19 protein-coding genes are annotated in these 25,437 nt (G+C 57.2%); 9 read left to right on the forward strand and 10 right to left on the reverse strand.

From position 1 onward, the window contains the following. Positions 1-87: 87 nt before the first annotated feature. From AC0TN7_RS18360 to AC0TN7_RS18370, 3 genes are all read left to right on the forward strand, one after another. Entirely contained in the window at positions 88-2,799 is a 2,712-nt protein-coding gene (locus AC0TN7_RS18360; protein ID WP_473702329.1) for a glycosyl hydrolase family 18 protein, read from the forward strand. A gap of 106 nt (positions 2,800-2,905) precedes the next feature. Next, positions 2,906-3,346 carry a type III secretion system invasion protein IagB gene (gene iagB / locus AC0TN7_RS18365; protein WP_024907827.1) on the forward strand — a complete coding sequence of 147 codons (441 nt, stop codon included), beginning with the start codon at positions 2,906-2,908 and terminating at the stop codon, positions 3,344-3,346. Between the two features lie 133 nt (positions 3,347-3,479). Next, entirely contained in the window at positions 3,480-5,270 is a 1,791-nt protein-coding gene (locus AC0TN7_RS18370; RefSeq protein WP_473702330.1) for a glycoside hydrolase family 19 protein, read from the forward strand. A gap of 137 nt (positions 5,271-5,407) precedes the next feature. Here AC0TN7_RS18370 and AC0TN7_RS18375 read toward each other — a convergent pair whose 3' ends face one another. The 4 genes from AC0TN7_RS18375 to poxB form a co-directional block, all read right to left on the reverse strand. After that, complete coding sequence (locus AC0TN7_RS18375; protein ID WP_024907825.1) at positions 5,408-6,421, reverse strand: NAD-dependent epimerase/dehydratase family protein; 1,014 nt, start codon at positions 6,419-6,421, stop codon at positions 5,408-5,410. 92 nt (positions 6,422-6,513) lie between these two features. Then, positions 6,514-7,950, reverse strand: a complete 1,437-nt coding sequence (locus AC0TN7_RS18380; RefSeq protein WP_024907824.1) for an SDR family oxidoreductase — start codon at positions 7,948-7,950, stop codon at positions 6,514-6,516. 10 nt (positions 7,951-7,960) lie between these two features. Next, on the reverse strand, positions 7,961-8,962 hold the full coding sequence (ltaE, locus tag AC0TN7_RS18385) for a low-specificity L-threonine aldolase (RefSeq protein WP_024907823.1): 1,002 nt from the start codon (positions 8,960-8,962) through the stop codon (positions 7,961-7,963). Positions 8,963-9,000: 38 nt separating this feature from the next. Beyond that, positions 9,001-10,719, reverse strand: coding sequence for a ubiquinone-dependent pyruvate dehydrogenase (poxB, locus tag AC0TN7_RS18390; protein WP_024907822.1), 1,719 nt, complete (start codon positions 10,717-10,719; stop codon positions 9,001-9,003). Between the two features lie 151 nt (positions 10,720-10,870). Between poxB and AC0TN7_RS18395 the strand changes: the two genes are divergently transcribed. Continuing rightward, a complete protein-coding gene (locus AC0TN7_RS18395; protein ID WP_407859655.1) occupies positions 10,871-11,305 on the forward strand; it encodes a DoxX family protein in 435 nt (144 codons plus the stop codon). Between the two features lie 86 nt (positions 11,306-11,391). On the opposite strand, the gene hcr is transcribed toward AC0TN7_RS18395, so the two are convergent. From hcr to aqpZ, 4 genes are all read right to left on the reverse strand, one after another. Continuing rightward, the gene (hcr, locus tag AC0TN7_RS18400) at positions 11,392-12,360 is read right to left on the reverse strand and encodes an NADH oxidoreductase (protein WP_473702331.1); all 969 of its coding nucleotides are present in this window, start codon (positions 12,358-12,360) and stop codon (positions 11,392-11,394) included. Between the two features lie 10 nt (positions 12,361-12,370). Further along, positions 12,371-14,023, reverse strand: a complete 1,653-nt coding sequence (gene hcp / locus AC0TN7_RS18405) for a hydroxylamine reductase (protein ID WP_248163751.1) — start codon at positions 14,021-14,023, stop codon at positions 12,371-12,373. A gap of 144 nt (positions 14,024-14,167) precedes the next feature. Then, on the reverse strand, positions 14,168-15,067 hold the full coding sequence (locus AC0TN7_RS18410) for a LysO family transporter (RefSeq protein WP_024907818.1): 900 nt from the start codon (positions 15,065-15,067) through the stop codon (positions 14,168-14,170). A 171-nt stretch (positions 15,068-15,238) separates the two neighbouring features. Then, entirely contained in the window at positions 15,239-15,934 is a 696-nt protein-coding gene (gene aqpZ / locus AC0TN7_RS18415; protein WP_023335104.1) for an aquaporin Z, read from the reverse strand. 291 nt (positions 15,935-16,225) lie between these two features. Here aqpZ and AC0TN7_RS18420 point away from each other — a divergent pair, with 291 nt between their 5' ends. Then, positions 16,226-17,884: an ATP-dependent endonuclease gene (locus AC0TN7_RS18420; protein ID WP_024907817.1), complete on the forward strand. Its 1,659-nt coding sequence runs from the start codon at positions 16,226-16,228 to the stop codon at positions 17,882-17,884. On the opposite strand, the gene AC0TN7_RS18425 is transcribed toward AC0TN7_RS18420, so the two are convergent. Continuing rightward, a complete protein-coding gene (locus AC0TN7_RS18425; protein WP_473702332.1) occupies positions 17,881-18,837 on the reverse strand; it encodes a VirK/YbjX family protein in 957 nt (318 codons plus the stop codon). The genes AC0TN7_RS18420 and AC0TN7_RS18425 overlap by 4 nt on opposite strands. 159 nt (positions 18,838-18,996) lie before the next feature. On the opposite strand from AC0TN7_RS18425, the gene macA reads away from it, so the two are divergent. Both macA and macB read left to right on the forward strand, forming a co-directional pair. Continuing rightward, positions 18,997-20,112: a macrolide transporter subunit MacA gene (macA, locus tag AC0TN7_RS18430; RefSeq protein ID WP_032649222.1), complete on the forward strand. Its 1,116-nt coding sequence runs from the start codon at positions 18,997-18,999 to the stop codon at positions 20,110-20,112. After that, positions 20,109-22,049, forward strand: coding sequence for a macrolide ABC transporter ATP-binding protein/permease MacB (macB, locus tag AC0TN7_RS18435; RefSeq protein ID WP_473702333.1), 1,941 nt, complete (start codon positions 20,109-20,111; stop codon positions 22,047-22,049). The genes macA and macB overlap by 4 nt, the downstream gene beginning before the upstream one ends. A gap of 70 nt (positions 22,050-22,119) precedes the next feature. Here the strand turns inward: macB and cspD are convergent, their stop codons facing one another. Then, positions 22,120-22,341 (reverse strand): cold shock-like protein CspD, encoded by a 222-nt coding sequence (gene cspD, locus AC0TN7_RS18440; RefSeq protein ID WP_006809408.1) that lies wholly within the window; start codon positions 22,339-22,341, stop codon positions 22,120-22,122. 267 nt (positions 22,342-22,608) lie between these two features. Between cspD and clpS the strand changes: the two genes are divergently transcribed. Both clpS and clpA read left to right on the forward strand, forming a co-directional pair. Beyond that, positions 22,609-22,929 carry an ATP-dependent Clp protease adapter ClpS gene (gene clpS, locus AC0TN7_RS18445; RefSeq protein ID WP_006174393.1) on the forward strand — a complete coding sequence of 107 codons (321 nt, stop codon included), beginning with the start codon at positions 22,609-22,611 and terminating at the stop codon, positions 22,927-22,929. A 27-nt stretch (positions 22,930-22,956) separates the two neighbouring features. Then, entirely contained in the window at positions 22,957-25,236 is a 2,280-nt protein-coding gene (clpA, locus tag AC0TN7_RS18450; protein WP_008499992.1) for an ATP-dependent Clp protease ATP-binding subunit ClpA, read from the forward strand. Positions 25,237-25,437: the final 201 nt, after the last annotated feature.

The raw sequence follows: 25,437 nt of genomic DNA on the forward strand, positions 1-25,437 counted from the left end.
TTAAATACGCATTATGCAAATAGATTCCATGCTCTCAAGGAAGGCATGGATTATTAACGTCACGAATAAATTTATCAGGAAATAAAAATGAAATTTATGAAGCCTAAATATCTGGCGCTCTTCATTGCGGCGGCATCCGGGTCCGCATTTGCAGCAGCACCGGGTACACCGACTATCAGCAGCGGCAATGATAAATTTGCGCTGGTAGAGGTAGACCAGGCTGCTCAGGACTACAACAGCCTTGTCAAAGTGCATAAAGATGGCGTGGATGTGAAAGTTGAGTGGAATGTCTGGAGTGGCGCTGCGCCAACGTCTGCAAAAGTTCTGCTTGATGGCACCCCTGTCTGGACCGGAGCCGGTAGCGCTTCCGGCTCCGCGACGTTTAAAGTGAAAAAAGGTGGCCGTTACCAGGAACAGGTTGAGTTGTGTAACGCCAGCGGCTGTACCAAAAGTGCCAGCAAGCTGATTATTGTGGCGGACACCGACGGTAGCCATCTGCTGCCGCTGAATACAACCATGAAAGAGAACAATAAAACCTTCTCTGAGCATACCGATAAGGTCGTCGGGGCCTATTTCCCTGAGTGGGGCGTATACGGCCGTAACTTCCCGGTTGATAAAATCCCTGCCGCTAACCTGAACCACATCCTGTACGGCTTTATTCCAATCTGCGGTGGCGATGGCATCAACGATGGTCTGAAAACCGTTGAAGGTGGTAACAGCTTCGCCGTATTGCAGCGTGATTGTGCAGGCCGCCCGGACTATACCGTGGCTATCCACGACCCATGGGCTGCCCTGCAAAAACCGCAGGCTGGCGTGTCTGGATGGGATGACCCCTACAAAGGGAACTTCGGCCAGCTGATGGCGCTGAAAAAAGCGCATCCCGGCCTGAAAGTCCTGCCATCCATCGGTGGCTGGACCTTGTCCGATCCGTTCTTCCACATGGGCGATCCTGCGATCCGCGCTCGCTTTGTATCGTCTGTAAAAGATTTCCTGCAAACCTGGAAGTTCTTTGACGGTGTGGATATCGACTGGGAATTCCCTGGCGGCGGCGGTGTGAATGAAAATCTCGGTAATCCGCAGCAGGATAAAGCGACCTACACTGCGCTGATGCACGATCTCCGTGCGATGCTCAATGAACTGTCAAGCGAAACGGGCCGTTCCTACGAGCTGACCAGCGCCATTGGCGCCGGTAAAGATAAAGTTGAGGATGTGGATTACACCACCGCTCAACAGTATCTCGACCACATCTTCCTGATGAGCTATGACTTCTACGGCGGCTGGAGCAACACCGACCTGGGCCACCAGGCCGCACTGCGCGCACCGTCATGGCGACCAGATACCAACTACACCACCGAAAACGGCGTGAATGCGCTGCTTCAGCAGGGTGTACAGCCAGGTAAGATCGTCGTGGGGACAGGTATGTATGGCCGTGGCTGGACCGGTGTGCACGGCTACACCGGCGATAATCCATTCACCGGTACTGCAACCGGTATGGTGAAAGGCACCTGGGAACCGGGTGTTGTCGACTATCGCCAGATCGTAAATGAGTACAAAGGCAAGCCGGGTTGGGAGTATGGCTACGACGCGACTGCTGAAGCGCCTTATGTCTTCAACAAATCAACGGGCGATCTGATCTCCTATGAAGATGCCCGCTCCGCGGCCGCGAAAGGCAAATACGTCCTGGCCAACAAACTGGGTGGTCTGTTCTCCTGGTCTATTGATGCTGACAACGGCGATATCCTGAACGCGATGAACGAAAGCCTGCTGGGCAGCGCTACAACGGTTGATCCGGTGGTGACTAACCATGCGCCAATCGCGTCATCTTCCGATCAGAACGTCTCAGGCCCGGCAACCGTTACGCTGGATGGCTCTGCCTCTACCGACCCGGATGGCGATGCTATCACCTACAAGTGGACCCAGATTTCTGGTCCATCGGTGACCCTCACCAACAGTACCAAAGCCAAAGCGACCTTCAACGTTGCGGCCGTGACCAGCGACCAGACCCTGGCGTTCCGCCTGACGGTAACGGATGCGAAAGGCCTGAGCAACGCAATTGATGTGCAGGTCGTGAACAAAGCGCCAAAAGCGAACCAGGCGCCGGTAGTCAATCAGATGGAAGCGGTAACGCTGCAGGCGGGTGAAACCTATGCTCTGCATGCCCAGGCGGCGGATCCTGACGGCGACGCGCTGACCTACGCCTGGAGCATTCCGGCGGATATGCACGCAACCGGAACCGATAGCGCGAACGTGACCATCGCTGCGCCAGAGGTGACTTCAACGTCTACTTACACGCTGAGCGTCGTTGTCGGTGATGGTAAAACCAGCGTGCAGTCTAACGTGCAGGTTACCGTGAATCCGAAACCGGCTGAGGTTACGCCGCCGGCTGATGACGTGACCCCACCTGCTGACGAGGTTACCCCTCCGTCTGATGAGGTGACTCCGCCATCTGATGAAGGCACTGCAAACGGTAGCTGCGACGCGCCTGTCGATGCTAACGCCAGCAAATATGCCGCGTGGGATGCCAGCAAAATCTACAACAATGGCGATACCGTAAGCTTCGACCATCTGGTGTGGAAAGCGAAGTACTGGACCCAGGGCAACCAGCCTGGCTTCGGTGTGGATGCCTGGGAGCTGGTCAGCAATGTGAAGATGAACTGGCGTTCTGACCTGGTCTACAACGGCGGCGAAACCACAACCTACCAGGGCAACGTTTACCGTGCCAAATGGTGGACCCGCGGTGATAACCCGGCTAAGAGCGATGTATGGGTGAAAGAAGGCCCATCAACAGACTGCAAATAATATAGCCCAGTAATCACTCACCACCCTTTTGGGGTGGTGAGTGATTCAAAATTCATTTTACAGGATGTTGCTAAGGAGAAATCACAGACGCTTACAGCAGGTAAACATGAAAAAGGTAATGTTGTTGTTATTGATAATAAGCCAAAGCGCGCTGGCAAACTGTTGGGATAAAGCGGCGCATTATTATCATGTCGATCCGTACTTATTATATGCCATCGCCAACGTTGAATCCGGCATGAACCCGTACGCGGTTGGTCAAAACCATGACGGCACGCGTGATGTCGGGCTAATGCAAATTAACAGCTCCCATTTTGCGCAGCTTGAGAGCAGGGGGATCGATGAATACCGGCTGATGACCGAGCCCTGTACCTCCATCATGGTCGGCGCTTCCATCCTGTCCGGGATGATTAAGGTCTATGGCTATAACTGGGAGGCGGTAGGTGCGTATAACGCCGGGTTAAAAAAAGAAAATTATCCGCAACGCATGAAATATGCCCATAAAGTCTGGGCGAAATATCAGCAATTGAAATTAGCGGCACGTTATTAAGGTTTTTTATTTTTGAAGAATTCCCGAGGGTGTTCTTCGAAAAGTGAAAACAGCTGTCTGTGGTTTATTTATTAACGGATTAATACATAAGCCGGGATTTTATAATTTAACTTCTATTAACAGGAATACAGAAATGAACAAAAGGACGTTACTGAGTGTACTCGTTGCCGGCGCATGCGTCGCCCCGTTTATGGTGCAGGCTGCCTCGCTGCAAGCAACCCCCAGTGAGCCGTACACCATGAAAGCCAGCGATCTGGCGAAGAAGGAAAAAGAACTGACCAGCTTCCCGCTGATGGCCTCCGTAAAAGAGACTATTCAGACGCTGGACAATGCTCAGGTAGAAATGATTGAGCCAGGCCGCGCGGCGAACCCTGCAAACGTGAAGCGCGTAGAAGGGATCGTCAAGGCCAGCGACTGGGAATATCTCTTCCCACTGCGCGCGCAGGCGTACACCTACAGCAACTTCCTGAAGGCGGTAGGTAAATTCCCGGCGCTGTGTAAGACCTATAACGACGGTCGCGACAGCGACGCCATCTGTCGTAAAGAGCTGGCTACCATGTTTGCCCACTTTGCCCAGGAAACCGGCGGCCACGAGAGCTGGCGCCCGGAGGCCGAATGGCGTCAGGCGCTGGTTCACGTGCGTGAAATGGGCTGGAGCGAAGGCCAGAAGGGCGGCTATAACGGCGAATGTAACCCTGACGTCTGGCAGGGGCAGACCTGGCCGTGCGGGAAAGATAAAGACGGCGACTTCCTGAGCTACTTCGGTCGCGGTGCGAAGCAGCTGTCCTACAACTACAACTACGGTCCGTTCTCTGAGGCGATGTACGGCGACGTGCATACCCTGCTCGAAAAACCTGAGCTGGTGGCCGACACCTGGCTGAACCTGGCGAGTGCGATCTTCTTCTTCGCCTACCCGCAGCCGCCAAAACCAAGCATGCTGCAGGTTATCGACGGCACCTGGCAGCCGAACGCTCACGATAAAGCCAACGGTCTGGTCCCTGGCTTCGGCGTGACCACCCAGATCATCAACGGTGGCGTAGAGTGCGGCGGCCCGACTGAAATTGCCCAGTCGCAAAACCGTATCAAGTACTACAAAGAGTTCGCGAACTACCTGAAAGTGCCCGTTCCGGCGAACGAAGTGCTGGGCTGCGCTAACATGAAGCAGTTTGATGAAGGCGGTGCTGGTGCCCTGAAGATTTACTGGGAACAGGACTGGGGATGGAGCGCGGATACCCCAACCGGCCAGACCTACTCCTGCCAGCTGGTGGGCTACCAGACGCCGTTCAGCGCCTTTAAAGAGGGTGACTACAGCAAGTGTGTGCAGAAATTCTTTAACGTCAACATTGTGAACGACGATGGCTCTGCCACCACCCCGGACGAAAACCCGGTAACGCCAGCGCCGACGCCGGATGAAACCCCGGCTGAGCCGGTGGCGGTGAACCACGCCCCGGTCGCGCATATTGCGGGTCCAGTCGGCGCCGTTGAAGCCGGTGCGCAGGTCTCTCTGAGCGCGGAAGGCTCCACAGACGCCGACGGTAACAAGCTGACCTACACCTGGCGTTCACAGGATGGTCAGACCGTGACCGGTCAGGACAAAGCGGTTGTGACCTTCAGGGCGCCAGAATCCGCCACTGCACAGCAGATTGAAGTGAGTCTGACCGTTAGCGATGGCGAACTGAGCAGCACCACCTCTTACCTTCTGAACGTGAAGGCGAAAGCGGCACCGTCTCAGGACGAAGGCACTTCCGGCTCTTACGCCGCGTGGAACGCGAACAGCAAGTACAAGGCAGGTGATATCGTGAACAACCACGGTAAACTGTTCCAGTGCAAACCGTTCCCGTACAGCGGCTGGTGTAACAACGCCCCGGCATACTACGAGCCAGGCGCAGGTCTGGCATGGGTTGATGCCTGGACGGCACTGTAAAAGCAAACGGCAACCGAAAGGTTGCCGTTTTAGTGTTTGCTCTTTCCCCTCACCCTAACCCTCTCCCCAAAGGGGCGAGGGAACAATACGGTGCAGTTGTAGGCCCGGTAAGGCGAAGCCGCCACCGGGCAGAAAGGCTAGCGATGAAGCTTCCCGTGATCCCGCAGCCACGCCGCGGTGCGCATAATCCCTTCATCCAGCGTCACAACCGGTTTATACCCCAGCTCATTCTCCGCCCGCGAAATATCCAGCGTGAAGTCAAAGTTGAGTTTAGAGACGCCGTAATGCGTCAGCGCAGGCTCTTTGGCCGATTTACTGCCAAAACGCTCCATGCTGCGGGCAATCATATCCAGCATCGGGTAGGGCACGGAACGGATACGGCAGTCGATCTGCAGTTCGTCGATCAGCCGCTGCACAATGCTGCGCAGCGTGCACGGTTCGCCGTTAGTGATGTTGTAGGCGCGACCGGAGATCAGCTTATCGCAGTCCGGCTGGCTTGCCAGCCACATAGCGTGAACGGCGTTTTCGTAATAGGTCATATCCACCAGCGCATCGCCGCCGCGCGGCAGCAGCACGCTGCCGTAGTGGTGCATCATCTGCGCCAGACGCGGAATAAACACTTTGTCGTGCGGCCCGAACAGGCTCTGCGGACGCAGGACCGTAAAGCGGGTATGCGGGTTTGACTGCGCCAGCAGGTCAATCACCTCTTCGCTGGCCGCCTTGCTGCGGGCAAATTCACAGGCAAAGCGAGCAGGGCGGAAATCTTCCTGCACGTCACGATGGTGGTGGTAGTCGAAATAGAGTGACGGTGACGAGATATGAATAAAGTTACGCACGCCCCAGGCAACGGCCCATTCGCCCAGACGACGGGTGGCGCGCACGTTGGCGAGATCGAAGGCTTCCTGGGTCCCCCACGGGGAGGTAAAACTGGAACAGTGCCATAGCGTGTCGATACCGGCGAGCATCACCTTTGCCTGAGAGGAGACCAGCTCCGTCAGGTCAGCATGGACGAACTCTGCGCCCATTTTTTGCAGCAGTTTACCCATCGCTTCGTTGCGACCGGTAGCCCTGACGCTGATGCCTTTATTGCGCAGAAATTCGACCGCATTTCGGCCTAAGCCGCTGGTCGCCCCGGTAACCAGTACCTTCATAGCTATCCACTGTGTTGAAAAGAATTTCGTGCGCATTCTTTCGTGAATTACGGCGCTATGCAATGGGAAAGGTGAAAGAAAGAGAGTTTTATTTATATCTTTTCCGTCTTTTGTTCTGCCCGTTGCGCAATGCGTTTCGCCATTCCCCGGAAGATAAACAGGTGGGCAGGGATCATCAACAGCCAGTAGAACAGCCCCGGCATTCCGTGCGGATGCCACCAGGCGCGGACGTCCAGCTCACGGTGATCGCCTTTGTCTTTCAGGGTAAAGCAGAGTCGGCCTAGCCCCGGGGCCTTCATACCGAACAGCAGCGCCAGCTGTTTTTCCGGCTCGACGATGATCACCTTCCAGCTGTCGACCGCATCGCCCACCTCAAGATACGGGCGTGCCGGGCGGCCTTTTGCCAGCCTGTGCCCCACCAGCAGATCCATTGCCCCGCGCGTTTGCCAGAGGAGATTACCGAAGAAATAACCGTCTTTGCCGCCAATCTGGTTCACGACCTCCCACAGCGCGGCCAGACTGGCGCGGGTTTTCACCGTGCAGCCCGCCTGTTTCGGGTAATAGCCATACTCCGGGCGCCAGCGGGCAAACGCCTGGGCGTCGTAGCCCCAGTCGCTGGAGTTCACCAGCTGCTCTTCCTCTTTCAGCGTATTACGCACGGCATCGTCAAAGCGGATCAGGTCCTGGGGTATGAGTGCCCGCAGCGCGCGATCGTCCGCCAGCAGATCGTGCTTAAGCCCCTGGATCAGCGCTTTGGCGGTCGTCGGCGGCACGGAGGTGATCACATTCAAAAACCACACCGAGATCCAGCGGGTTGGAAAGGGGATGGGGATCAGCCAGCGGCGGCGGCCGCTGACGCGCATGAAATGTTCGAACTGCTCCTGATAGCTCAGGACTTCAGGCCCGGCGGCCTCCAGCACGCGGTGCTGGTCGGTTGGGTGATCCAGCAATGCCACCAGATAATGCAGCAGGTTCTCCAGCGCAATCGGCGTGGTGCGCGAACGGACCCAGCGCGGCGGCGTGAGCACCGGCAGGTTATACACCATATCGCGCATCACTTCGAAGGCGGCGGAGCCTGCGCCGACGATAATTCCGGCGCGCAGTTCGGTGACGGGAATAGCAGCGCCGCGCAGGGTGTCAGCCGTCAGCTGGCGGGCGCGCAGGTGATCGGACTGCGCATGTTCGGGTGCCTGGAGCGAGCTTAAAAAAATTACCTGTTTCACCGGCGTTTGCAGCAGCGCATCGCGGACGTTCATCGCCACCTGACGCTCGTGGGCGATAAAATCCCCGCCTTCGCCCATGCTGTGCACCAGGAAGTAAAGCGTGTCGACCCCGTCCAGCAGCGCGGGAAGCTCCTTCGGCCAGTTGAGATCAACGTTGTGGCAGGAGACGCCAGGTAAACTGAGCTTTTGCAGGCGCTCCGTGTTGCGTGCCGCTGCCAGCACCCGGTGTCCCTGCTGGCTTAACGCCGCGGTGAGATGCTGACCGATATATCCGCTGGCGCCGAGCACCAGAATGCGTTGCGGCACGTGATGCTCCTTATCGCTGTAAAAACGCCTGCCAGTGTTTCACCACGTCCGCCAGCTGCTCGCGGCTGACGTCAAGATGCATGACCAGACGCACGACGGGTGAGGCGTTGATCAGCACGCCACGGGCTTTCATAAATTCCCCCAGCGCAGCGGTGCGATCCTCGCCCACGCGGACGAACAGCATGTTGGTGTCGTGGCGCATCACGTCGGCGCCAATCTCGCGCAGCTGAGCCGCCATCCACGCGGCGTTGTCGTGATCGTCCTTCAGGCGCGCCACGTTGTTTTTCAGAGCATACAGCCCCGCTGCCGCCAGAATACCCGCCTGACGCATGCCGCCGCCGGTCATTTTGCGCCAGCGGTTCGCGCGTTTGATGTAGTCCGCATTGCCCACCAGCAGGGAACCCACCGGCGTGCCCAGCCCTTTAGAGAGGCAGATGGTGAACGAGTCGCAGTATTGCGTAATCTCTTTCAGCTCGCAGCCGTACGCCACCACGGCGTTGAAGATGCGCGCGCCGTCCACGTGCAGGCCGAGCCTGCGCTCGCGGGTAAACTCCCATGCGGCTTTCAGGTATTCGCGCGGCAGCACTTTGCCGTTGTGGGTGTTTTCAAGGCTGAGCAGCCGGGTGCGGGCGAAGTGAATATCGTCGGCTTTGATTTTCGCCGCGACCTTATCGAGCGGCAGGGTGCCGTCCGGCGCGGCGTCAATCGGCTGCGGCTGAATGCTGCCGAGCACCGCGGCACCGCCGGCTTCGTAGAGGTAGTTATGCGCGCCCTGGCCCACGATGTACTCTTCACCGCGCTCGCAGTGGCTGAGCAGCGCCACGAGGTTAGCCTGCGTACCGGTTGGCAGGAACAGGGCGGCCTCTTTTCCGCTGAGCTCTGCGGCATAGCGCTGCAGTTCGTTTACCGTCGGATCGTCACCGTAGACGTCGTCCCCGACCGGGGCGGCCATCATCTCTTCGAGCATGGCGCGGCTCGGGCGGGTAACGGTATCACTGCGTAAATCGATCATGGCATGTCCTTATTATTAAAAAGGCGATGCCAGATGTTTTACCTGAGCCAGTTGGTTTTTGCCAGTTCGATCACCTCGTCACCGCGCCCGCTGATGATCGCGCGCAGCATATAGAGGCTAAAGCCTTTGGCCTGCTCAAGCTTGATCTGCGGCGGGATCGCCAGCTCCTCTTTGGCGACGACGACATCCACCAGCACCGGACCGTCGATGGAAAAGGCGCGCTGCAGGGCTTCATCCACCTCGGAGGCTTTCTCCACGCGAATACCGGTGATGCCACAGGCCTCGGCGATGCGGGCAAAGTTGGTGTCGTGCAGCTCGGTGCCGTCCGTCAGATAGCCGCCAGCCTTCATCTCCATCGCCACGAAGCCCAGCACGCTGTTGTTGAAGACCACAATTTTCAGCGGGAGCTTCATCTGTACCACCGACAGAAAATCCCCCATCAGCATGCTGAACCCGCCGTCGCCGCACATCGCCACCACCTGACGCTCCGGTGCTGTCGCTTTTGCGCCCAGCGCCTGCGGCATGGCGTTAGCCATCGAGCCGTGGTTGAACGAGCCGAGCAGGCGGCGCTTGCCGTTCATCTTCAGGTAGCGCGCGGCCCAGACCGTTGGCGTGCCCACGTCGCAGGTGAAGATGGCATCGTCGTCGGCGAAATGGCTGATCTGCTGCGCCAGATACTGCGGGTGAATGGCTTTGTCGCTCGGTTTGGCGAGATCGTCCAGCCCCTTGCGCGCATCGCGATAGTCACTTAGCGCTTTATCGAGGAACTTGCGATCGGTTTTCTCTTCCAGCAGCGGCAGCAGGGCGGCAAGGGTGGATTTGATGTCGCCCACCAGCGCCATATCGACCTTGCTGTGCGCGCCGATGCTGGCCGGGTTGATATCAATCTGGATGATTTTCGCATCCGTCGGGTAGAACGCGCGGTACGGGAACTGGGTGCCGAGCAGGATCAGCGTGTCGGCGTTCATCATGGTGTGGAAGCCGCTGGAAAAACCGATCAGACCGGTCATGCCCACGTCGTAAGGGTTGTCGTACTCGACGTGCTCTTTGCCGCGCAGGGCGTGGACAATCGGGGATTTCAGCTTACCGGCAAATTCAAGCAGCTCCTTGTGCGCCCCCGCGCAGCCGCTGCCGCACATCAGGGCGATATTGCTGGAGTAACGCAGCAGCTGTGCCAGCTTTTTCAGCTCCTCCTCGGCTGGCGTCACCACCGGCTGCGGAGCGTGATACCAGTGGGTGCTGGCACCTTCCGGTGCGGCCTTGAGGGCCACATCGCCCGGGATAACGACCACCGAAACGCCGCGGTTCAGCACGGCCTTGCGCATGGCGATCGCCAGCACCTGCGGGATCTGCTCCGGGGATGAAACCAGCTCGCAATAGTGGCTGCATTCACGGAACAGCTCCTGCGGATGCGTCTCCTGAAAATAGCCGCTGCCGATTTCGGAAGAGGGGATATGGGCGGCAATCGCCAGCACCGGCACGTGATTGCGGTGACAGTCGAACAGCCCGTTGATCAGGTGCAGGTTACCCGGCCCGCACGATCCGGCACACACGGCCAGTTCTCCCGTGAGCTGTGCTTCAGCGCCTGCGGCGAAGGCGGCAACCTCTTCATGGCGGGTGGGCATCCATTCGATGGTCTTCATCTTGTTGAGGCTGTCGCTAAGTCCGTTCAGGGAATCGCCGGTTACGCCCCAGATACGTTTCACGCCAGCCTGTTCGAGCGTTTTCGCAATATATGCAGCCACGGTTTGTTTCATGGTTGTCCGTCTCCTTTTTGTGATATCGCTTACAAGCTTAGAAGAAAGTCTCCGTATTGCCCGTCATCTCCCCCTAATTAAAAGGTGCTTTTCACGCGCAATTATTCGGCATAATCTGGCAATACCTCGGTGAAAACAGGAATCATTTCAAATGGTTAAATCATTGTTAATTGCTGTTAATGAAAAGCTATCGTGCGACGATCTTGGCAAACTCTTGTTACGACTTGCCGTCGGCGGGCTGATGCTTTTTCACGGTTTGCACAAGCTTTTGGGCGGCGTGGGCTTTATCAGCGGCATGCTGGTGGAAAAAGGGTTGCCGGGATTTATCGCCTACGGCGTGTTGGTTGGCGAAGTGGTGGCGCCGATCCTGATTATTGCCGGGCTCTTTACGCGTCCGGCCGCGCTGGTGCTGGCGTTTACGATGATCGTAGCGTGGCTGATGGTGGGAATGGGGGAAACGCTCGCCCTTGATAAGGTAGGCGCATGGGCGATTGAAAGCCTGGTGTACTTCTTTATCGGCTCGCTGGCTGTCGCGTTTTTAGGGGCAGGGCGCTTTGCGGTAGGGAAAGGTCCGGCGTGGCGGTAGGGTTGTTGTAGGTCGGGTAAACGCAGTGCCACCCGACAAAAAGCCCGGTGGCGCTGACGCTTACCGGGCCTACGAACGTTTATTGTTTATGCGAGGACCAAATCCCCCTGTGGATGGCACGAACATGCCAGCACGTAACCCTCGGCAATTTCCGCGTCGGACAGCGTCATGGTGCTGGTGACGGTATACTCTCCCGAAACCACCTTCGTCTTACAGCAGCCGCACACGCCCGCACGGCAGGCAGCCACTATCGGCACCTTATTGCTTTCCAGCGCCTCCAGCAGCGTGGTCCCCACGCGGCCAAAGAAGGTCTGCGCAGGCTGAAGTTTGGTGAACTTAACGCCGCTGGTTGCCGCTTCCGCCACCGGCGTGAAGAACTGCTCTTTGAAGAAGCGGGTCACGCCAAGCGCTTTCACCTCTTTTTCCACGCTATCCATGTACGGCGCCGGGCCGCAGGTCATCACGGTACGGTTTGCCATATCCGGCACGCTTTGCAGCAGCTCGCGGCTCAGGCGACCGGGCACAAAGCCGTGGGTCGCGTTGTGCTCCGCCACCAGCGTTACCGGATAATTCCGCCACTCATCGGCAAAAATGACATCTTCCGGTGAACGCACGCTGAAGATCGCCTGCACGTCAGCCTGCGGGCGATTTTTTGCCAGCCAGCGGCGCATCGACATAATCGGCGTTACGCCACAGCCCGCCGCCAGCAGCAGGAATTTATCCTCCGTCTTATCGTCACAGGTGAATTCCCCCTGTGCGTCAGACAGCCAGATATAATCCCCGCGCTTCACGTCCCGCGTCAGCCACTGCGAGCCCGCGCCGTCATCAATACGGCGGACGGTGAGCGTAATGTACTCGCTCACGCCCGGCGTTGAGGAGATCGTGTAGGCGCGCAGGGTGTCAGCCGAGTTGCGAACGCTGACCAGCGCATACTGACCCGCACGGTACGGATAGTAGTCATGGCACAGTAGCGACAGCGTCCACACATCCGGCGTCTCCTGATGGATGTGATGAACCTGCATCCGCCACGGACATTGTGGGGTTGGCATGGTCATGAGTTACTCCTTACGCGCTCAGCAGCTGCTTCATATCATCTTCAACGTTGGTCACGGAACGCAGACCGAATTTCTCGTTCAGCACCGCCAGCAGGTCCGGCGTCAGGAAGCCAGGCGCGGTCGGGCCGGTCACGATGTTGGTCACGCCGAGAGAAAGCAGGGTCAGCAGGATGACAATCGCTTTCTGCTCAAACCATGACAGCACCAGCGACAGCGGCAGGTCGTTCACGCCGCAGCCCAGTTTCTCCGCCAGCGTGACCGCCAGAATGATGGCCGAGTAAGCATCGTTACACTGGCCCGCATCGATCAGGCGCGGCAGGCCTTCGATGTCGCCGAAGTCCAGCTTGTTGAAACGGTATTTGCCGCACGCCAGGGTCAGGATCAGGCAGTCTTCCGGCACGCGGGTGGCGAAATCGGTGAAGTAGTTACGCTCGCCGCGCGCGCCGTCGCAGCCGCCAACGAGGAAGATGTGGCGCAGCTTTTCACGGCTGACGAGGTCGATCAGCGAATCAGCGGCACCCAGCAGGGTTTCACGACCAAAGCCGACGGTGATCAGGTGCGGGATCTCGCTGTACGGGAAGCCCGCCATCTGCTGCGCCTGGGCGATAACCGGACCGAAATCGTCGCCTTCGAGGTGGCTCACGCCCGGCCAGCCGACGATGCTGCGGGTCCAGATGCGGTCGTCATACGCGCCGACGGTAGGGTCGATGATGCAGTTAGAGGTCATCACGATAGGGCCCGGGAAGCGGGCAAACTCCACCTGCTGGTTCTGCCAGCCGCTGCCGTAGTTACCGATCAGATGCTTAAATTTACGCAGCTCCGGGTAGCCGTGCGCCGGGAGCATTTCGCCGTGGGTATAGACGTTAACGCCGGTGCCTTCGGTTTGCTTCAGCAGATTGTAGAGATCTTTCAGGTCGTGGCCGGAAATCAGGATGCACTTGCCTTCGGTCGCTTTAACGTTGACCTGCGTCGGCGTCGGGTGGCCGTAGGTGCTGGTTTCACCGGCATCCAGAATGCTCATCACGCGGAAGTTCATCTGGCCGATTTCCATTGAGCACTCAAGCAGGGCATTCATATCGGCAGGCCAGGTGCCCAGCCACGCCATGATTTTGTGGTACTGGGCGTAGATGTCGTTGTCGTACTGACCGAGCACGTGCGCGTGTTCCATATAGGCCGCCGCGCCCTTCAGGCCGTACAGGCACAGCAGGCGCAGGCCGAGAATGTTCTCGCCAATCGCCGCCTTGTCTTTATTCGGGGTGAATTCTGCCGCCTGACGCTGGAGGTCGCCCAGATCGTCGCTGATCAGCTGAAGTTCTGACATCGGATTTTCCACGCGGGCGCTGGCGTCCGCCTTCAGGCACTGTGCCTTCAGCGCTTCACGCAGGGCAATCGCTTCGCGGGCATAGCCGACAATGCGCGGAGAGTCGAAGTTAACGTTGGTCAGCGTGGAGAAGAAGGCGCGCGGGGCGAAGCTGTCGACGTAGTGGTCGACAATGCCGTATTCACGGGCCTTGAACGCCCAGGCGGAAAGGCCTTGCAGGGCCGCAATCAGCAGGTCCTGCAGGTCAGATGTTTCTGCGGTTTTGCCGCACATACCCTGTGCGTAAGAGCAGCCATTGCCTGCCGGGGTACGGATGGTTTGTTCACATTGCACACAAAACATAATCACACCTGTTAAAGTTATATTTGATATACATGTTTAAGATTATGCTTGTGCCAGAACGGTGAAAAGGGCTTTCTGCTACAAAATAGAGGGAGATTGATTTAGCGCAATTTTGGCGGCAGGAAATCTACCGCCAAAGAAGTATCAGGCAGAGAAGAAGGCCATCAGGACCGGAACCAGCAGGCTTAAAATAAAGCCGTGCACGATGGCGGCGGGCACCATCTCCAGCCCCCCGGAGCGCTGTAGTACCGGCAGGGTAAAGTCCATCGACGTTGCGCCGCACAGGCCCAGCGCGGTAGAACGACTGCGGCGAACCAGGCTTGGGATCAGCATGATGGCAATCAGCTCTCGCGCCAGATCGTTAAAGAAGGCGGCGCTGCCGATCACCGGGCCGAATGATTCGGTCAGCAGAATACCGGAGAGGGAGTACCAGCCAAAACCTGACGCCATCGCCAGGCCGGTTTTCAGCGGCAGATCGAGAATAAAGGCGTTAATGACGCCCGCGACCATTGAACTGGCGACAACAATCACGGCAACCATCATTCCCCGACGGTTGAGGACAATTTGCTTCAGGGTCATGCCATTATTTCGCAGCTGAATACCGATCAGGAACAGCAGGAAGATAAGCGTATATTCGCTGGCCTCTGTCGCGTGCTGTAAAAATGCCCAACCGGTCAGCCCAAGAAGAAAACCGAGCACCACGACGCCGCACAGTTTTAATGATTCCAGCGCCATGGCAATTCGTGAAGGGAGTTTTTCCTGGTGATGGTGATTTTTCCATGGAATAGTGCGTTCCAGCCACAGCAGCGCGGCAATATTGCACAGTAAAATAACCACCACGGTGACGACAGAATAATGGAGGATGGAGAGTAAATTCGCCGACAGGTTATCCAGGAATGCCAGGCTTATCCCCATAAAGAAAAGAATAACGTAAACAATCCAGCTGAGAAAACGGTTGATAAGCCGTAATGCAGATTCCTGATGCAGCGGGATAAGATAGCCCACAATCAGGGGCAGCAGAATAATGAGGAGTCCTGAAAACATGAACAGCCGGTCCTTTTGAGTATCTGTTGAGCGCCAGAGACACTACCCAATAAAGGCTGTCAGGTAAAGGAGCAATAAAAAAGCCGGGTGGCGGCTACGCCTTACCCGGCCTACAAAGTGCACTCTAACGTAGGTCGGGTAAGCGTTAGCGCCACCCGACACCGCGCTCGATTAATCGCGTTTTTCCAGCAGGGTGCGGTACAGCACGCCGCCCAGGATACCGCCGATAATTGGCATCACCCAGAACAGCCACAGCTGTTGAAGCGCCCAGCCGCCCTGGAAGATGGCGACGGCGGTGCTGCGTGCCGGGTTAACGGAGGTGTTGGTGACCGGAATCGAAATCAGATGGATAAGCGTCAGCGCCAGGCCAATCGCAATCGGGGCAAAACCGGCTGGCGCGTGTTTGTCCGTTGCGCCGTGGATCACCAGCAGGAAGCCGGCGGTCAGCACAATTTCAATCACGATGGCAGACAGCATGGAGTAACCGCCCGGAGAGTGTTCGCCGAAGCCGTTAGAGGCAAAGCCGCTGGCCGCCGCGTCGAACCCGGCTTTACCGCTGGCAATCACGTACAGAACGCCAGCTGCAATAATACCGCCAACCACCTGCGCCACAATGTAGCCAATCACGTCTTTTGCCGGGAAACGGCCGCCTGCCCATAAACCTAATGTCACTGCCGGGTTAAAATGACCGCCGGAAATATGTCCCACGGCAAACGCCATGGTTAATACGGTTAAACCAAACGCCAGCGCGACGCCGACAAAACCAATACCCAATTCCGGGAATGCTGCTGCCAGAACGGCGCTACCGCAGCCACCAAATACCAGCCAGAATGTACCAAAGCATTCTGCCGCTAATTTTCTAAACATAACCACCTCAAAATAATTATCCGCACGCTTTCCCGCGCGCGGGATATATCGTCATAAAGGGATGACGACTCAAAGAGTCTCTATTCTAAAAAATAACAACACCCCTTCGCCACTTAAATAAATTCTGTTGGTTTGATTTTAGGCAATGCGATGTCAATCCTTGTTCAAATTAGCGGTAAATAGAGCATAGACTAATTCTCGCAAGGGTGAACGTTGTGCTGTCGTGACAGAACGCCTCCCGCTATACTGCTGATAACTTGAAGGAAAAAGTGATCATTTGTCGGGGGATTTATGCTTCTCGAACGTGTGGAAATTGTCGGGTTTCGCGGTATTAACCGTCTGTCGCTGCAGCTGGAGCAGAACAACGTCCTGATCGGCGAGAACGCGTGGGGTAAGTCCAGCCTGCTGGATGCGCTGACGTTATTGCTTTCGCCCGAAGACGATCTGTATCACTTCGTCCGCGACGATTTCTGGTTCCCGCCCGGCGACGTGACGGGGCGCGAGAAGCACCTGCATATCATCCTGACCTTCCGCGAATCCGAACCCGGACGTCATCGGGTGCGTCGCTTCCGCCCGCTGTCACCCTGCTGGGTGCCGTGCGATGACGGTTTCCACCGGATTTTCTATCGGCTGGAAGGGGAGATGGCGGAGAACGAGGGGGTACTCACCCTGCGTGATTTTCTCGATGAGAAAGCCAACCCGATCCCGCTTGAGAATATCGACGATTTGGCCCGCCACCTGATTCGCCTGACGCCGGTGTTACGCCTGCGCGATGCGCGTTTTATGCGGCGTATTCGTAACGGTACCGTACCCAATATGCCGGACGTGGAAGTCACCGCCCGCGAGCTGGATTTTCTGGCAAGAGAGCTGGTGTCGCGTCCGCAGAATCTGACCGATGGTCAAATCCGTCAGGGGTTGTCCGCAATGGTGCAACTCCTGGAGCACTATTTTTCCGAGCAGGGAACCTCTGAGTCGCGTCATCGTCTGATGCGCCGCCGTTCTCATGATGAGCAGCGCAGCTGGCGTTACCTCGACATCATTAACCGAATGATCGACCGGCCCGGTGGTCGTACCCATCGGGTGATTTTGCTGGGGCTGTTTTCAACGCTTCTGCAGGCCAAAGGCACCGTTCGTCTTGACCGGGACGCCCGGCCGCTGCTGCTGGTGGAAGACCCGGAAACGCGGCTGCATCCCATCATGCTCTCCGTAGCATGGCATCTGCTGAATCTGCTGCCGCTCCAGCGCATTACGACCACCAATTCCGGTGAATTATTATCGCTGACGCCGGTAGAACACGTCTGTCGTCTGGTCCGTGAGTCCTCCCGCGTCTCCGCTTTCCGGCTTGGTCCGGGTGGTTTGAACGCGGAAGACGGGCGGCGCATCGCGTTTCATATTCGCTTTAACCGCGCGTCGTCGCTCTTTGCCCGCTGCTGGCTGCTGGTGGAGGGGGAAACGGAAACCTGGGTTATCAACGAACTGGCGCGCCAGTGCGGCCACCATTTTGATGCGGAAGGCATTAAGGTGATTGAATTCGCCCAGTCGGGACTAAAGCCGCTGATAAAATTTGCTCGCCGGATGGGGATCGAGTGGCACGTTCTGGTCGACGGTGATGAGGCGGGCAAAAAATATGCCTCGACCGTGCGCAGCCTGCTGAATAACGAGCGTGAGGAAGAGCGCGACCATTTAACCATGCTCCCTGCGATGGACATGGAACACTTTATGTATCGTCAGGGGTTCGATGACGTCTTCCACCGCATTGCCATGGTGCCGGTCGATGTCCCGATGAACATGCGGCGCGTGATCGCCAAAGCCATTCATCGTTCGTCAAAACCGGATTTAGCCATTGAAGTGGCGACGGAAGCGGGAAGGCGGGGCGTAGAGGCGGTACCGACCCTGCTGCGGAAGATGTTTTCCCGCGTGCTGTGGCTGGCACGCGGGAAAGCGGATTAGCGTTGGGTCGCCTGTTTCACCTGCTGAATCAGGCTATCCAGCAGCTCGTAGCGGCGGCGATATTCGGAACGTTTTTTGCTGGCGATCTCTTCCATCGGTTTACGCGGCATGACGAGCGGCAGCATAAAGTTACCGTTATCCTGTTTTTCACTGCCGATAGAGATCCAGAAACTGTCGTAATCGGCCAACAGCTTCCCCTCTTTTTTCTTGCGGTAGCGCCAGCTGCGATAAATATGGGTATCGTTACTGACGGCGATAATCTGTTCTACCGGGAAGGCGGTGCCGAGGGTCATGGCGGCCTCGACCAACAGACGTTTCGGGAACAGACCATGGCAGGCTTTCGTCGCACCCTGGATCAGCTCATGGGGAACATGCGCTTTTGCCCCTTGCAAACCGCCAATGAACAGCGTCGATTTTCCCTCAAACTGGCACAGGGTGAAGGTCATCTCGGCCAGCACCGTATTCTGATGGTCGCAGAAGGCGAGGGTGGCTTCCCCTTCTTTATCCAGAAACGCATCGGCGCACAGACGGACGGTAAATTGCTGTTCATCTTTGCCGGTTAAGGTCAGCAGGGTGAAGCCCTTCTTCGAAAAATAACCCGTTAGCAGCGTCACCGGAAGCTGGCGGCTCATCGTCTGATAGTGCCAGTTGAGGGATTCCAGCGCATGCTGTCGATCCATATTCACCGTCAACCAGGGACGATGCAACCGACACGGTAGCCCTGGTTGTACCTGCAGCATCTGCATCAGACGTGGTTGTTTTGCAAGACTTGTTAACAGGCGCGCAGTGCTAATGGGTGTCGCTAGTGAACGTAACATGAATTTACGTCGATAGGCGGGGTTTTGCCACGCCAGTCCTGGTTTGAGCTTACCGAAAGCCAGATTTTTGAAGAGCTGCCAGCCAGATTTAGGCTGAGGCAAGTTTGAAAAAGGTGTATCGACGATGGAAGACATGATAGATCCTGCTTCTTGATGAAGATCTCCATTTCAGCAGGCGAACGTTCAACGTCTCGTAAACAAATTGTGACGATTTCAAGAAGTAGGGGTTTCGTTGAGGAGTCGTTTAGATAGAATCAACACTTATCATTGCCAGAAAATTTATTTGGAATATTTATGAACCTCAAGGGAAAACGCAGAACGCTGTTTCTGCTGCTGGCGGTCGTGGTTTTAGCCGGTGGATACTGGCTATGGCAGGTGCTGAACGCGCCGGTGCCACAGTATCAGACACTGATTGTTCGCCCGGGCGAACTGCAGCAAAACGTCCTCGCGACGGGCAAGCTTGACGCGCTGCGCAAGGTTGACGTCGGCGCTCAGGTCAGCGGCCAGTTGAAAACGCTGTCGGTTGAGATTGGTGACAAGGTGAAAAAAGGCCAGCTGCTCGGCGTTATCGATCCAGAACAGGCTGAGAACCAGATCCGCGAGGTGGAAGCCACGCTGATGGAACTGCGCGCGCAGCGTGCGCAGGCGCTGGCAGAACGTAACCTGGCCCAGGTGACGCTAACCCGTCAGCAGGCGCTGGCTAAAACTCAGGCTATTTCAAAACAAGATTTAGATACCGCCACCACTGAACTGGCGGTGAAACAGGCGCAGATTGGCACGATTGACGCGCAAATCAAACGCAATCAGGCTTCGCTGGATACGGCGAAAACCAACCTCGACTACACCCAAATTGTGGCACCGATGGCGGGCGAAGTGACCCAGATCACCACGCTCCAGGGGCAGACGGTGATTGCCGCACAGCAGGCGCCAAACATTCTGACGCTGGCGGACATGAGCACCATGCTGGTCAAAGCCCAGGTCTCAGAGGCGGATGTGATCCATCTTAAGCCGGGGCAGAACGCCTGGTTTACGGTGCTGGGCGATCCGCAGACGCGCTACGAAGGCGTGCTGAAAGACATTCTGCCGACGCCGGAAAAAGTGAACGACGCTATTTTCTACTATGCTCGTTTTGAAGTGCCAAACCCGCAGGGCGTGCTGCGTCTGGACATGACCGCACAGGTGCATATCCAGCTGACCGGCGTGAAGAACGTGCTGACCATTCCGCTCTCTGCGCTCGGCGAATCCGCCGGGGATAGCCGTTATAAAGTGAAAGTGCTGCGCAACGGCGAAACGCGCGAGCGCGAGGTTGTGATTGGCGCGCGCAACGACACTGACGTGGTGGTGGTGAAAGGGCTGGAAGAGGGCGAGGAGGTTGTTGTCAGCGAAAGCCTGCCCGGAGCCGCCAAATGACGGCGCTGCTTGAGCTGAATAACATTCGTCGCATCTATCCCTCCGGCGACGGTCCGGTGGAGGTGCTGAAAGGCATCTCCCTGCGCGTGGAAGCGGGCGAGATGGTGGCGATTGTCGGCGCATCGGGTTCCGGTAAATCGACGCTGATGAACATTCTCGGCTGCCTGGATAAACCCACCAGCGGTACCTATCGCGTGGCCGGGACGGATGTCTCCACGCTGGATGGCGACGCGCTGGCGAAGCTGCGCCGGGAACACTTCGGCTTTATCTTCCAGCGTTACCATCTGCTTTCTCACCTCAATGCCGCGCAGAACGTGGAAGTACCTGCGGTCTATGCGGGCGTCGAGCGTAAAAAACGCCTCGAGCGCGCGCAGATGCTGCTGACGCGTCTGGGGCTGGCAGAGCGGGTGGAGTACCTGCCCTCGCAGCTTTCCGGCGGCCAGCAGCAGCGCGTGAGTATTGCCCGCGCCCTGATGAACGGCGGGCAGGTGATCCTCGCGGATGAGCCGACCGGCGCGCTCGACAGCCATTCCGGCGAAGAGGTGATGGCGATCCTCCATCAGCTTCGCGATCAGGGGCACACGGTCATCATTGTTACCCACGATCCGCAGGTGGCGGCGCAGGCGGAACGCATTATTGCGATCCACGACGGCGAGCTGGTCAGCAATCCGCCGCCGCGCGAGTCCAGAGCAGCGGCGCCGAAAGAAGCGCTTCCGGCATCAACCGGCTGGGGACAGTTTTCCAGCGGCTTTCGTGAAGCGTTGACCATGGCCTGGCTGGCGATGGCGGCCAACAAAATGCGTACCCTGTTGACGATGCTCGGCATCATCATCGGTATCGCCTCGGTGGTGTCGATTGTGGTGGTGGGCGACGCGGCCAAGCAGCTGGTGCTGGCCGATATCCGCGCCATCGGTACCAATACCATTGACGTCTATCCCGGCAAAGACTTTGGCGACGACGAGCCGCAGTATCAGCAGGCGCTGAAATACGACGATCTGGCGGCCATTCAGAAGCAGCCGTGGGTCAACTCCGCCACGCCTACGGTGTCGCAGAACCTGCGCCTGCGCGTGGGCAATGTCGACGTTGCCGCCAGTGCGAACGGCGTTAGCGGAGACTATTTCAACGTCTACGGCATGACCTTCAGTGAAGGCGCTACCTTTAACGCCGAACAGCTGGCGGGCAGGGCGCAGGTGGTGGTGCTGGACGCGAACTCGCGCAGGCAGCTCTTCCCCAATAAAGTCAACGTGGTAGGCGAAGTGATCCTGGTCGGCAACATGCCTGCCACGGTCATCGGCGTGGCGGAAGAAAAGCAGTCGATGTTTGGCAGCAGCAAGATCCTGCGCGTCTGGCTGCCCTACACCACCATCTCCGGGCGGATTATGGGGCAGTCCTGGCTCAACTCCATCACCGTGCGCGTGAAGGAGGGCTACGACAGCGCGCTCGCCGAACAGCAGCTTGAGCGGCTGTTAACTCTGCGCCACGGGAAGAAAGATTTCTTCACCTGGAATATGGACGGCCTCTTGAAAACGGCGGAAAAGACCACACGTACTCTTCAGCTGTTCCTCACGCTGGTGGCGGTGATTTCGCTGGTCGTCGGCGGCATCGGGGTGATGAACATCATGCTGGTGTCGGTAACCGAGCGCACCCGGGAGATTGGCATCCGCATGGCGGTCGGGGCCCGCGCCAGCGACGTGCTGCAGCAGTTTTTGATTGAAGCCGTGCTGGTGTGTCTGGTCGGCGGGGCGATGGGCATTGCGCTCTCAATGATGATCGCGTTTGCACTCCAGCTCTTTTTACCCGGCTGGGAGATTGGCTTCTCGCCGGTTGCCATTATTACCGCATTTTTGTGTTCGACCTTTACCGGCATTTTGTTTGGCTGGTTGCCCGCCCGCAATGCGGCGCGGCTGGATCCGGTGGACGCGCTGGCTCGGGAATAACCCGAAAATAAAAATGCCAGCCGATCGGGCTGGCATTTTGACTGCGGGATGTACACAATAAAACAGAGAGCTATGCAACCGTCTCTGCTTCAACGGGTACGATTAGGCTTGCATGATTGCCTTTTGGTCCCTGGTGTACATCGAACCGGACGGACTGCCCGGCTTTGAGCGTTCTGTAACCATCCATCTGAATGGTGGAATAGTGAGCGAAGATATCCTCGCCGCCGCCTTCGGGGCAGATGAAGCCAAACCCTTTGGCGTTGTTGAACCACTTAACAGTACCCATTTCCATGCTTCGACATCCTTCGTAAATCTTATAAGTTAAGATGGAATGAACCGGTGGTGGAGTGGGGGCTGTTCAAAACCTCGCCATCTCACGCTTGTACAATTTAGAGAAACGAAAGAAGTCGTCAAGCGTTTGGCGCTGGAGATGGGACAATAATCAACCAAAGTTTGAAGCAGTTAACGCTATTGCAATAGTTTGTGACAGACATCGCGGATGACAGTAATAGATGATTGTTATCTAACATCTGAGGTAGATTCAAAGTGGTTATGCATAATGGGTAAGACCAACGATTGGCTGGATTTTGACCAGCTGGCGGAAGATAAAGTGCGCGACGCGCTAAAACCGCCATCTATGTATAAAGTTATGTTAATGAACGATGATTACACGCCGATGGAATTTGTTATTGACGTGCTACAAAAGTTCTTTTCTTATGATGTAGAACGTGCAACGCAACTGATGCTTACCGTTCATTATCGTGGCAAAGCTATCTGCGGCATCTTCACAGCCGAAGTGGCGGAAACCAAAGTAGCGATGGTGAACGACTATGCGAGGGAGAACGAGCATCCGTTGCTGTGTACGCTGGAAAAGGCCTGATAAGGCATAAAATTGGGGGAGGTGCCTATGCTCAATCAAGAACTGGAACTCAGTTTAAACATGGCTTTCGCCAGAGCGCGTGAGCACCGACATGAGTTTATGACCGTCGAGCATTTACTGCTCGCACTGCTTAGCAACCCATCTGCCCGCGAAGCGCTGGAAGCCTGCTCCGTGGATCTGGTGGCGCTACGTCAGGAACTCGAAGCCTTCATCGAACAAACCACACCGGTGCTGCCAGCCAGTGAAGAAGAGCGCGACACGCAGCCGACGCTCAGCTTCCAGCGCGTGCTGCAGCGCGCGGTATTCCACGTCCAGTCTTCCGGACGTAGCGAAGTGACTGGCGCAAACGTCTTAGTCGCCATCTTCAGCGAGCAGGAGTCACAGGCTGCCTACCTGCTGCGCAAACACGAAGTCAGCCGCCTCGACGTGGTTAACTTTATTTCTCACGGAACGCGCAAAGACGAGCCTAACCAGGCATCGGATTCCAGCAATCAGGTCAATAACAATGAAGAGCAAGCAGGCGGGGAGGATCGTATGGAAAACTTCACCACCAACCTTAACCAGCTTGCTCGCGTTGGCGGTATCGACCCGCTGATTGGTCGCGATAAAGAGCTGGAGCGCGCGATCCAGGTGCTGTGCCGTCGCCGCAAGAACAACCCGCTGCTGGTGGGGGAATCAGGCGTGGGTAAAACCGCGATTGCCGAGGGTCTTGCCTGGCGCATTGTGCAGGGCGACGTGCCGGAAGTGATTGCCGACTGCACCATCTACTCGCTGGATATCGGCTCGCTGCTGGCGGGCACCAAATACCGCGGTGATTTTGAAAAACGCTTCAAGGCGTTGTTAAAACAGCTGGAGCAGGACACCAACAGCATCCTGTTTATCGATGAGATCCACACCATCATCGGCGCAGGTGCGGCCTCCGGTGGCCAGGTGGATGCGGCTAACCTGATCAAACCGCTGCTCTCCAGCGGCAAGATCCGCGTGATTGGCTCCACGACCTACCAGGAGTTCAGCAACATCTTTGAGAAAGACCGTGCGCTGGCGCGCCGCTTCCAGAAAATCGACGTGACCGAACCGTCCGTCGAGGAAACGGTGCAGATCATCAACGGCCTGAAGCCGAAGTACGAAGCGCACCACGACGTGCGTTACACCGCAAAAGCGGTCCGTGCGGCGGTGGAGCTGGCGGTGAAATACATCAACGATCGTCATCTGCCGGATAAGGCGATAGACGTGATTGACGAGGCAGGGGCGCGTGCGCGTCTGATGCCGGCCAGCAAGCGTAAGAAAACCGTTAACGTGGCGGATATTGAGTCCGTGGTGGCCCGCATCGCGCGTATCCCTGAGAAGAGCGTTTCTCAGAGCGACCGCGACACGCTGCGCACCCTCGGCAATCGCCTGAAAATGCTGGTCTTTGGTCAGGATAAAGCCATTGAGGCCTTAACCGAAGCGATCAAGATGGCCCGCGCCGGACTGGGGCATGACCACAAGCCTGTCGGTTCCTTCCTGTTCGCTGGCCCGACCGGCGTGGGGAAAACCGAGGTGACGGTTCAGCTTTCCAAAGCGCTGGGCATTGAGCTGCTGCGCTTTGATATGTCCGAGTATATGGAGCGTCACACCGTCAGCCGTTTGATTGGTGCGCCTCCGGGCTACGTGGGCTTTGACCAGGGCGGCCTGCTCACCGACGCGGTGATCAAGCATCCGCACGCGGTCCTGCTGCTCGATGAAATCGAGAAGGCGCACCCGGACGTGTTCAACATCCTGCTGCAGGTGATGGACAACGGGACGCTGACCGACAACAACGGGCGCAAGGCGGACTTCCGCAACGTGGTGCTGGTGATGACCACCAACGCCGGGGTGCGTGAAACCGAGCGTAAATCCATCGGCCTGATCCACCAGGATAACAGCACCGATGCGATGGAGGAGATCAAGAAGATCTTCACGCCGGAGTTCCGTAACCGTCTGGACAACATTATCTGGTTCGATCACCTGTCTACCGAGGTGATCCATCAGGTGGTGGACAAGTTCATCGTCGAGCTGCAGGTTCAGCTGGATCAGAAAGGCGTGTCGCTGGAAGTGAGCCAGGAGGCCCGCAACTGGCTGGCCGAGAAAGGCTACGACCGTGCGATGGGCGCCCGTCCGATGGCGCGCGTGATTCAGGACAACCTGAAGAAACCGCTCGCGAACGAGCTGCTGTTTGGCTCGCTGGTGGACGGCGGCCAGGTGACCGTGGCGCTGGACCAGGCGAAGAACGAACTGACGTACGATTTCCAGAGTGCGGCGAAGCACAAGCCGGAAGCGGCTCACTGAGTTGTAAGATAAAAGCAAAACGGCAACTTCGGTTGCCGTTTTTTTTGTTTTCTCCCTCTCCCCGTGGGAGAGGGCCGGGGTGAGGGCAACAGGCCGCAGAGGAATTTTGCGAGGCGCTTTCCAGTTTCTTTCGAAGTCAGTTGCTGGATAAATCCACAGTAATAAAATGGCGGCGCACCTGCAAAATCAGGTGCCGGGATT

The organism is Enterobacter sp. PL_is511 (genome assembly GCF_055816065.1).